General features: G+C 67.0%; 14 protein-coding genes. 10 read left to right on the top strand and 4 right to left on the bottom strand.

Annotated features, from left to right (window positions below; translation table 11 throughout):
• The 3 genes from Q0C41_RS16305 to Q0C41_RS16315 all read right to left on the bottom strand — a co-directional run.
• A partial coding sequence (locus Q0C41_RS16305; protein ID WP_291985289.1) for an efflux RND transporter periplasmic adaptor subunit occupies window positions 1–601 on the bottom strand: 601 nt, incomplete at its 3' end.
• Window positions 598–1,821 (bottom strand): TolC family protein, encoded by a 1,224-nt coding sequence (locus tag Q0C41_RS16310; RefSeq protein WP_291985291.1) that lies wholly within the window; start codon window positions 1,819–1,821, stop codon window positions 598–600. The genes Q0C41_RS16310 and Q0C41_RS16305, both read right to left, overlap by 4 nt.
• A gap of 60 nt (window positions 1,822–1,881) precedes the next feature.
• Window positions 1,882–2,172 carry a hypothetical protein gene (locus Q0C41_RS16315; protein ID WP_291985293.1) on the bottom strand — a complete coding sequence of 97 codons (291 nt, stop codon included), beginning with the start codon at window positions 2,170–2,172 and terminating at the stop codon, window positions 1,882–1,884.
• Between the two features lie 182 nt (window positions 2,173–2,354).
• On the opposite strand from Q0C41_RS16315, the gene Q0C41_RS16320 reads away from it, so the two are divergent.
• Genes Q0C41_RS16320 through Q0C41_RS16330 form a run of 3 tightly spaced genes read left to right on the top strand, consistent with a single transcriptional unit; the run spans window position 2,355 to window position 5,112 of the window.
• Window positions 2,355–3,512, top strand: coding sequence for a hypothetical protein (locus Q0C41_RS16320; protein WP_291985295.1), 1,158 nt, complete (start codon window positions 2,355–2,357; stop codon window positions 3,510–3,512).
• A 47-nt stretch (window positions 3,513–3,559) separates the two neighbouring features.
• Window positions 3,560–3,919: a cupredoxin domain-containing protein gene (locus Q0C41_RS16325; protein ID WP_291985297.1), complete on the top strand. Its 360-nt coding sequence runs from the start codon at window positions 3,560–3,562 to the stop codon at window positions 3,917–3,919.
• Entirely contained in the window at window positions 3,916–5,112 is a 1,197-nt protein-coding gene (locus Q0C41_RS16330; RefSeq protein ID WP_291985299.1) for a di-heme oxidoredictase family protein, read from the top strand. The genes Q0C41_RS16325 and Q0C41_RS16330 overlap by 4 nt, the downstream gene beginning before the upstream one ends.
• Window positions 5,113–5,188: 76 nt before the next feature.
• Here Q0C41_RS16330 and Q0C41_RS16335 read toward each other — a convergent pair whose 3' ends face one another.
• Entirely contained in the window at window positions 5,189–5,629 is a 441-nt protein-coding gene (locus Q0C41_RS16335) for a helix-turn-helix domain-containing protein (protein WP_291985301.1), read from the bottom strand.
• 64 nt (window positions 5,630–5,693) lie between these two features.
• Here Q0C41_RS16335 and Q0C41_RS16340 point away from each other — a divergent pair, with 64 nt between their 5' ends.
• The 7 genes from Q0C41_RS16340 to Q0C41_RS31445 all read left to right on the top strand — a co-directional run bounded on the left by Q0C41_RS16340 (window position 5,694) and on the right by Q0C41_RS31445 (window position 9,095).
• Complete coding sequence (locus tag Q0C41_RS16340; RefSeq protein WP_291985303.1) at window positions 5,694–6,008, top strand: hypothetical protein; 315 nt, start codon at window positions 5,694–5,696, stop codon at window positions 6,006–6,008.
• 15 nt (window positions 6,009–6,023) lie between these two features.
• Window positions 6,024–6,350, top strand: a complete 327-nt coding sequence (locus tag Q0C41_RS16345) for a YnfA family protein (protein ID WP_291985305.1) — start codon at window positions 6,024–6,026, stop codon at window positions 6,348–6,350.
• Window positions 6,351–6,470: 120 nt separating this feature from the next.
• On the top strand, window positions 6,471–6,746 hold the full coding sequence (locus Q0C41_RS16350; RefSeq protein WP_291985307.1) for a hypothetical protein: 276 nt from the start codon (window positions 6,471–6,473) through the stop codon (window positions 6,744–6,746).
• A gap of 179 nt (window positions 6,747–6,925) precedes the next feature.
• On the top strand, window positions 6,926–7,159 hold the full coding sequence (locus tag Q0C41_RS16355; RefSeq protein ID WP_291985309.1) for a hypothetical protein: 234 nt from the start codon (window positions 6,926–6,928) through the stop codon (window positions 7,157–7,159).
• Between the two features lie 46 nt (window positions 7,160–7,205).
• Complete coding sequence (locus Q0C41_RS16360; protein WP_291985311.1) at window positions 7,206–7,625, top strand: hypothetical protein; 420 nt, start codon at window positions 7,206–7,208, stop codon at window positions 7,623–7,625.
• Between the two features lie 1,009 nt (window positions 7,626–8,634).
• The gene (locus Q0C41_RS16365) at window positions 8,635–8,895 is read left to right on the top strand and encodes a hypothetical protein (protein WP_291985313.1); all 261 of its coding nucleotides are present in this window, start codon (window positions 8,635–8,637) and stop codon (window positions 8,893–8,895) included.
• A complete protein-coding gene (locus tag Q0C41_RS31445; protein ID WP_367079229.1) occupies window positions 8,895–9,095 on the top strand; it encodes a sigma factor-like helix-turn-helix DNA-binding protein in 201 nt (66 codons plus the stop codon). Before Q0C41_RS16365 ends, Q0C41_RS31445 begins: the two co-directional genes overlap by 1 nt.
• Window positions 9,096–9,392 lie beyond the last annotated feature (297 nt).

A 9,392-nucleotide genomic window follows, 5' to 3' on the forward strand; every position in this document is an offset into this window, starting at 1 on the left:
TCGAGCCCACCGACGTCTCAGTCTCGGCCAGGTCCGCGCCGAACGTCGTGACGGATGCACGCGCCGATCGCACGGCAGCCTCGGCGGCCCCGAGTTCCGCCTCGGCCTCCTGTACCTGCCGCGCCGGGGCGATGCGTTCAGCCGCCAGACCGCGCACCCGATCGAGCGCGGTGCGCGCCAGCGCTGCGCGAGCTTGCGCGGACTGGTACTCGGCACGGGCCCGCCCGAGGTCCGGGCTGGTCAATTCCGCCAGGACGCCGCCGCGACGCACCATGTCACCTTCGAACGCCAGCACTCGCAGGACTCGGGCGACCACGGGCGCGCCCACCTCGGCATAGTGCCGCTGATCCACGGCGAGTTCGCCCAGGAGCGAGAGGCGCTCGGCGGCCGTGCGGGACTCCACCGTCTGCGTGGTGATTCGCAGGTCGCGGAGCATGCTCTCGTCGACTTCGACGGTGTCGGTCGCGTCGTCGTGAGGCTGGTTCTCTCTGTCGGCGGCAGGGGCCTTGGGTGCCTCTGCCACGGGTGGGGTCGCATCGCGGCCGCACGCCGTCGCCAGGCCAGCCAGCGTGACCGCCACGAGGACGGTATGCATTTTCATCGGAGCACTCCGGAGGCGCTATCCAGGGCAACACGGGCAAGAACCGTCGAGAGCACCGTGTCCAGATACTGGGCTCGGGCATCCAGGACCTCGCGACGCATCACCAGCACGTCAGCGACGCCGATCTGGCCGACATCGAAGCTGCGCGTGGCCAGGCCGAGCGTGTCATCGAGCGTCGAGACGACGTCCCGTTCCAGCATGCCGAGCGCGGCGAGGCGGCGCTCGTATGCGGCGTGCGCAGCGGCGACCTCGATGCGTGCTCGCCGGCGGACGGCCTCGAGGGTGGCGCGGAGACGCGCGGCACGCCCACGTCCGGTGATCGTGACGTCTTGCCCCTTGTTGGCCAACGGCAGGCTGATGGTGAAGGTACCCATGACGATGTGGTCGCTCTCCTCGCGTGAGTAACGCGCACCCACGCCGTACTCCGGTCGCGTCAGGCTCTCGCCCAAGCGCGCCTCGGCGTCCGCCTCGCGCACGCTGGCGTCGAGCGCCTGGAGGTCGGGGCGCGTGTCGATGGTCGCCAGCCGGGATTCGAGGGGAGCGTGATCGGCCAGTGCCCCGGAGAGCGAGCCGTCCACGATCACGGGGCCGTCGAGTCCGAGAATGCGCTGCAGTTGACCGCGCGCAATCGTCGCGTCCGCGTCGGCCGCCGCCACGTCCGCCCGGGTGCGCCACAGCGCCGTGCGTGCCAGGTTGACGTCGAGCGCGGCCACGTCGCCGGCGGCGAACCGTCGTTCCGCGACGGCCAGCACGGTTTCCGCCAGCGTCACGTTCGCCTCGAGGAGGCGCAGCCGATCACCGGCGTACACGGCGCGATAGAACGCCTCGACGGCGGCGGTAATGGTCTGGCGGCGCGTCTCCTCGATGTCGGCGCGGGCCTGCGCGAGTGCCGCCTCGGCACCCTCGATACGTGCGTCGCGGCGCGCTGACGGCTGGAACATCTGCTCGATGCCGATCTGGAAATCAGTCTGGACGCCGTCCTCGCCATCGCGGCGACCGAGCGCGGTGTCCAGGTCGGGATTGGTCTGCAGCCGTCGACCGGCGCCGACGAGGCGACCGCGTGCCTCCTCGAGCGTCAGCGATGCCACCACGACGTCTGGGGCGTCAGTGCGTGCGCGCGCAATCACGTCGGGCAAGGCAAGCGAGGTGGGCTGCGCCGTGGCCGCTGCCGTACACAGGCAGCACGCCACGCACAGCGCCGCGGACAACAGTCGGCGCATGACAGTACTCAGACCCCGTTGCGGGGCGTCAACGAATCAGGTGAAGGGCGAGAGGACGGGTCAGGCGTCGCGCCTGGGCACGTGCAGGATGTCGCGGGGCTCGTGGTCCGAGAGCGAGGCCAGCGGCTCGGTGGTCTCGACCGCAGGCCTGGGCGAGACCAGCAGCGGCATGACTATCGCCAGGTCGACGGCCTGATGACAGCACCCGCAGGTGACACACGTCGGAGGGCAGCTGCCGGTGTCACTCGAGCGCTCCGCTGCTGCGCAGGGCTCGGGCACCAGCAGGCTGGCGGCGTCGGACACGCCGAGCGCAAGCAGGAGCACGAGGATGACCTGCCCGAATCGGCGCACGACGGCAAGATTAGCACGCCGATGCGTGGCCTCCCGGAGCTGTGAACATCCAGTGGCCGCGCGCGAGGTGCAGTTCGGTCGCCCAGGACGCCTCCGGCTGCGCTTACGGCAGAACGGCGTTGACAGCCCGGCTGTGTCGTAGCATGCTGTGCCTGTTTTGATTATTCAAAACTAAAGTTTACATGGCTCAAATACTCGGCGGCGTAAATCCGGTAATCTGGGGTGTCCTGCTCGGATTGTTGCTGTGCGGCACTGTCCCGCCCGCGCTGGCCCAGCCGTCTCAGCCGGCCGACGACCGTCCGCAGACGGGCCCGATCTCGGGCTACATGGACTTCCACTTCAACCACGAGGAAGGCAAGGACCCGGTCCTCGACTTCCATCGGTTCGTGCTGCTGTTCAACCACAGCTTCACGTCGCGCCTGCGCTTTGTCGGCGAGCTCGAAGTCGAACACGCCCTCGTCACAGGCTTGGAGGGGGCGGGGGAGTTGGAACTCGAACAGGCGTATATCGACTTCCTCCTCAGCCGTTCCTTCAACGTGCGTGCCGGCATGCTCCTGGTGCCGGTCGGCATCATCAACGAGCGGCACGAGCCACCGGTCTTCAACGGCGTCGAGCGTCCGTTCGTGGACACGGTGATTGTGCCGACGACGTGGTTCGACGTCGGCTTTGGTGTGCACGGTGAAGTCGGGAACGGCTTCCGATACCGCGCGTATGCCATGGCGCCACTCGATGCGCTGGAGTTCACGGCCGAGGACGGCATTCGCGAAGGGCAACAGAAGGGCGCAGAGGCCAACGTCAGGAACCTGGCCTTCACGGCCCGCGGCGAATACGTCGGCATCCGCGATCTCACCGTGGGCGCGAGCATCTGGACCGGCGAGTCGTCCTTTGCGGCCGCCCGCCTCGATACCACGGTGCGCGTGCTGGAGGTCGATGCGCGTTACCAGCGCGGTCCATTCGAGGCGCGTGCCCAGTTCGCGCAGGTGGGCATCGGCGATGCCGGCCCCCTCAACGAGGCGATTCAACGGCTCACCGGGGTGTCGCCCAACATCGCCAGCACCCTGCGCGGGTGGTACGGCGAAGCGGCCTACCGCGTGTGGGATCGGGGCGCGCCGCGTGACCTCGTCACGTTCGTCCGCTACGAGAACTTCGACACGCAGTTCCGCATGCCGGACGGCTACCTGCCGCTGAAGCAGTTCGATCGCGATGCGTGGATCGTGGGCATCACCTACTACCCGGATCCCGACATCGCGGTGAAGGCGGATTACGTGTGGACCCGCAACCAGAGCAGCGTCGTGCGTGGACCGAACAGCGTCAATATCGGCTTGGGATGGTGGTTCTGATGGCGTTCCGTCATGTCGTGTGCATCCTGTGTCTTGTCGTCACCTCGATGGGCCAGACCCCGCCGCCACTGCCGTCTGAGCAGCCGACGCCGAGCGCTCCGGCCCGGCGCGTCGTCCGGATTAGCGCGGAGCGTTTCGTGTTCTTTCCCTCACGCATCACGATCGTTGCCGGCGAGGAGGTCGAGTTCAGGCTCAAGAGCGACGATACGACGCACGGATTTCGCGTCGTCGGCGGCGACGTGAACATCGCCATTCCGAAGCGGGGCAAAGGCGAGGCGGTGGTGGTGGTGCGCCTGCAGGAGCCCGGACGCTACCGATTCGAGTGCAGTCGGATGTGCGGCGCCGGCCACAATTTCATGAGGGGCGAATTGATCGTGCGCGAGGCCGACGGTCGCTCGACGCCATGACGTGGCGCGATGTCGCTGCCTGGGTGGTCTGCGGAGCGTTGACTGGAACCGTCGCCTCGATCGCCGTGCGGGTGACCGCGCAGGTGCAGTCCGGTGCCGGCGCACCACTGCCGGGGTTGACGCCCGTGGAGTTCGAGGAGTTCCGGCTCGGTCTCGATGACTTCATGGAAGTCGAGACGGCGGAAGAGGGGCTTGGCCCGGCGTTCAACGGCTCGAGCTGCGCGGTGTGCCACAACGTGCCGGCCATCGGTGGCGGCGGCGTGATGCTCGAGACGCGCGTCGGTTACCGCGATCCCGACGGCCGGTTCCGTGGTCTCAACGCGGAAGGCGACACGTTGATGCACCTGTTCTCGGTACCCACGCATGGGTGCCAGCCGATGATTCCGGACGATGTGACGGTGGTGGCGCGGCGCGCGCCGATCCCGCTGTTCGGTGCCGGGCTGGTCGAGGCCATTCCCGATGAGACCATCCGCGCACTCGAGGATCCCCTCGATCGCAACGGCGACGGCGTGTCGGGCCGCGCGGCGATCGTGCGGGACGTTGCCACCGGAGAACCGCGCGTCGGCCGTTTCGGATGGAAGGCGCAGCATGCCACGCTGCTCACGTTCGGAGCCGACGCGTATCGGAACGAGATGGGCATCACCAATGATGTATTCGGCGTCGAGTCGGCGCATGGCATCACGGCGGAGCAGTTCCGCCGCTGCGATCCGCGGCCCGAACCGGAAGACGTGCGCGAGCCCGGCACCGGACGCCGAGGCATCGACAACTTCGAGGCGTTCATGAAGTTCCTCGCCCCGGCCGGCCGCGGCGCAGTTGGCGAGATCGAGCGTGACGGCGAGCGGCTGTTCATCGCCATCGGTTGCGCCACGTGCCACACGCCTGCACTCAGCACGGGACCGAGCGCCAATCCGCTGTTCAATCGCGTGACGGTGCCGCTGTTCTCGGATCTGCTGCTTCACGACGTCGGCACCGGTGATGGCATCGCGCAGGGCGCGGCGCTACCTGAGGAGATCCGGACACCAGCATTGTGGGGACTGCGACTGCGGCGTCCGCTCTTGCACGACGGACGCGCGGCGACGGTCGAAGATGCGGTCCGTGGTCATCGAGGCGAGGGGGAACTGGCCGTCCGTGGTTTCGCCCAGCTCTCGCCGGACGAGAAGGCGCGAGTCTTATCCTTTCTGCGCTCCCTCTGACACCCGCGCATCCTCTCGAGGCAGGACGCGCCTGCGGCTGTCGACCGTCTGCGATCGTAGCGTTCTTCGTCGAGCCTCACTGGCTGGTCGGCGCCGTCTCGCAGCGGCATTGACGCGGCTGCTTGCCCAGGTCCTCGAGGATGGTGCAGTCCGGCCCGGCACCACCCGAACACGTCGCGTCACAGGTCTCCACGAACGATTCGAGGCTGCTTGCCAGGCCTTCAAGCTCGCGAATGCGCGCCCGGACATCCGATACGTGGGTCGCGGCCAGTTCGCGCAGTTCCAGGCATGACCGGGACCGGTCACGTCCAAGGGCCTCCAGCGAGCGGACCTGCGCGACAGAAAAGCCGAAGTCGCGACAGCGCCGGATGAACGTCAGGCGTTCGACGTCGCCTTCGCCGTAGACGCGCTGGCCACCTTCCTGCCGGGCGGCTCGGGGGAGGAGGCCGATGGACTCGTAGTAGCGGATGGTCGGGACATTGGTCCCCGTTCGTTCAGAAAGAGTGCCGATTCTCATGGCTCGCGGAAAGGACTTGAACCTCAAGTGACTTGAGGTTGTAGCGTACGTCCAGGAGCTTCGAATGGCCAGCGACATTCCCATTGCCTGCACGTTGTCATCGTCTGACTACCGCACCAGGCTCGCCGAGATCGCCGTGTTGAGCCGGGACGCCCTCCGGCATGTCGAGCGTCGAGGACTCATCCTCGACTTGCGCTATGCGCCGGAGGCGGCGTCACGCGTCCGACGGCTCGTGGAGCAGGAGCGCAGTTGCTGCGCCTTCCTGCAATTTGAACTGCACGAGGACGCAGACGAAGTGCGCCTGCTCGTCACCGCACCGCCTGCCGCCGCCGACGCGGTGCCCGACTTGCTGGCCGAGTTGACGGGCCAGCGTCCATGACACGGACAATGGCGCATGCGGACCACACTGGTGTACGTGCTGGCGGCGTTTGCCGAGATCGCCGGCTGCTTCTCCTTCTGGGCGTGGTTGCGCAGCCAGCACTCGGGCTGGTGGCTGGTGCCAGGCATGGTCTCGCTCGCCCTGTTCGCGTGGCTGCTGACCCTCGTCGACAGCAGCCACGCCGGGCGAGCGTACGCCGCGTACGGCAGCGTCTACATCACCGCGGCGCTCGTGTGGTTGTGGGCAGTCGAGGGCGCAAGACCGGATCGATGGGATCTGGTCGGGGCAGGTATCGCGCTGGCGGGTGCCGCGATCATTGTCTTCGGACCACGATCATCCTGAGAAGGAGTCACCGTGAGCGGGCGTAGGCGCCTGGTTGTCCTCACGCCGTCGCCAGAAGGCGCCGCGTCGGCGGCGGCCGCGACCGTGGCCGTCGGGGCGGTCGCCTGTGGTGTGTGCTGCGTGCTGCCGTTCGCCTTGCCGGCGGTCGTGCTCGCGTCGTCCGGCGGCGTGCTGGCGGTCTTCGCCCAGGCGTTCTGGGGCGCGCTCTACCTCGCCACCGTTTTGGTGGGCGCTGCCTGGCTGTGGGTGTTCGCGGACACGCGCCGGACGGGGAAGAGGCCGAATCGTTCCACCCTCACCATGATGGCCGTCGCTACCGCGGCACTCGGCGCCGCAGCCGTGTGGCCCACAATAGAGCCTCATCTGATCGCGATGCTCAAGGAGTTGTTCCGATGACGATGACGAGACGTTCTCTGCTCGGCGCAGCGGCGCTCCTGGTGCCTGGCATCGCGCGCAGTCAGACACCCGCAACTCCGGACGAATACACGCCCAGTGATCCCGCACGGGTCGGCAGGTCCGGTCGTCCGCAACTCGTGGAGTTCTTTCACCCACGTTGACTTGGCTGCCGAAAGGCGATGCCCATCGTGCATGGGCTCGAGAAGCAGTTCGCAGGCCGGGTCGACTTCCTGTACCTCCACGTGGGTGAACCCCGCACGAGCGACGCCAAGGCGCGGTTCGGGTTCACGTCCACGCCACACATCGTGCTTCTCCGCGCGGATGGCACAAAAGTGCGTGAGTTCATCGGCGGCGTCGAAGAAGCTGAATTGAGGGCGGCCCTCAACCAGCTCGCTTCGCGTCCCACCTACTGAGACCATGGCGAATTGCTGCAGGGGATCGGCGGAACGCTCGACTGCGATGAAGTGCCCGAAGACTGGGTGGTCCGGCAAACCCGTCGGACGACGCACGGTTCAGGCGCTATTGAGCGAAGCGGCGCTGCAGCGATTGAGCGGGCGCGACTATGCCTTCTGCCCGGATGTCGCATGCGATGTCGTGTACTTCGACGACGAGGGCTCTCGGTTCACCACCGCGGATCTGCGCGTCCCGGTCTGGCAGAAATGCGCGTTCGGCGATCGCCAGATCTGCTACTGCTTCGGCGAGTCCGATGCGTCGATCCGCGCCGAGTTCGAGTCTGCCGGAACGTCGGGCGCAGTCGAACGGATTCGTGAACACATCAGCGCGGGCCGCTGCGCGTGCGAGATCAGGAATCCGCGCGGTGTGTGCTGCCTCGGTGACGTGATGGCTGCGGTTGCGCGGATTCAGGCTGAGCTGAGCTAGAGAGAGCCCAGGCCTGCCGCCTACTGCTCGAGGAAGGCCAGAGCGTGGAGGCAGTGGCCCGCGACTTCGACCTAACGAGTCCACCGCGGTAGCGGGTGGACCGCATCCGCGCCGACCGCACGGCGCCCGCACGATGCTGACCACGGCGGAGCGAAACGAACTCTTCAAGCTCAGCTCAGCAAGCGCCGGTGAAAGCCTGGGGAGCCCTACGCCACCAGTATTCAGACGGTCCCACGCGCGCGTGAGGCGTGCCGACCGTAAGGATTCGCCTCGCTCGCGAGTTCTGGTAGGTAAGGGCCGATATTGAGCCGAGTGGCGCGGTCGCGGGGAGTGGTACGGGTCGGCTGTCGATACCCCCAGGGCATCGATACGCCCAATGGGGCGTACCCCCAGAAGCACCCCCATCTCGCACTGATAGGAAGCCGACGCTGGGAGCCAGCCGCGCCGCCGAGCGGCGAACAGTACGTGAATTGTTGAGGATGTCGTGAGGCTGAGCCGGACGTCCATGGATTGCCATGGACGCCTACGGACAACTCTGGACGAATGGTGGAGGCGGCGCGAGTCGAACCGGTTGACTCTCAGCCTTCGAAACGTCGGAAGAATGCGACGGCTTCCAGGGAGCGATTGCACCAGCCGGTGGTGATGGAGTACTCGCCGTCATACCGAGCGCCCGTTGATGACGCGCGGGGTCGTGCGGCCGCAACAGCAGCCTCACAGCCTGTAGAACGGCGACCGCAAACACGGCGGCGTGGGCATGTGCGCCAAGCTCTTCCTGAGTACTTGGTTCCCATCCACACGCCATGTCTACTCGCGCGCCGGTGCCCGCGCCATTTCAAGATGGCCAAAGCGGTCTGTTCCCCGCGGAATCCCCGAGAACAGTCCTTGCTCCGCTGAGGCCTCAAGCCGGTCCCCATTCGTGTAGGCAGGGCGCAGTCTTCCGCGCCTCGCTTGCTCCTGGTTCGTGGCTCAACGGCCGACACCATTCGGCAACACTTCAGGAGTACGTGCCATGCGAGCTCTCTTGGCCGTTGCAATCTCTGTCGTCGTCGCTGCTCCCGCCGGCGCTCAATCAGCGCCCGACCCACACCAGCTCCTCAAGGAGGACGACCGCCTTGCCTGGCTGCGGGCATGGCCCCAGGCCGAGTCGCAATTCGCCGAAGCCCATAAGCTTTTCGCCGCCGCCGGTGACGAACGCAACGCGTTGTCACGTGCGACGCCTCCCGTGGCCGCTGGTCAGTCGGCCGCGCAGCACCGTTGGGGCAACGTGTGATGGCAAGCGAAGAGCACCGTCGGGAGGGGCGCAGCTTGCGGGAACTCGCGGGCCGTTGGCGACGTTTGCCGAAGGAAGATCGGCTTGTGTTCCTCTGGAAAAGGATGGGCTTCAGTGACGAGGAGATCGCTGGCAGAGTGGGCAAATCACTCTCAGCCGTCCGAGCCGCATATCGGCGTGCGGCGGCACTCATGCGGTGACGCCTCACTCTCTGCGCGCCTCGACTACTCTTGCGGGAACTCCAGCTGTCGCCGCGGAGTTGTTTAAGCCTCGGTGACGAGATGATCCGCATAAGCTGAGACGTTCGTTGAACATCTGCCGTCGTTGGTTGCCGCCGCCTCGCTCGCGACGGCGACATGGCGTGGAGGCTTGCCATCAGGCAGCGAGGGGACGGACCGACGCACTCCACAGCCCGGTAGCTCGCCGCAGGTGTCCCACGCCAGAAAGAATTACGGCGCAACCCGCGTTCATCTAGATGTTCGCGACGGTTGTCCGTC

The sequence above is a fragment of the Luteitalea sp. genome (assembly GCF_022842525.1).
Taxonomy (GTDB): Bacteria; Acidobacteriota; Vicinamibacteria; order Vicinamibacterales; family Vicinamibacteraceae; genus Luteitalea.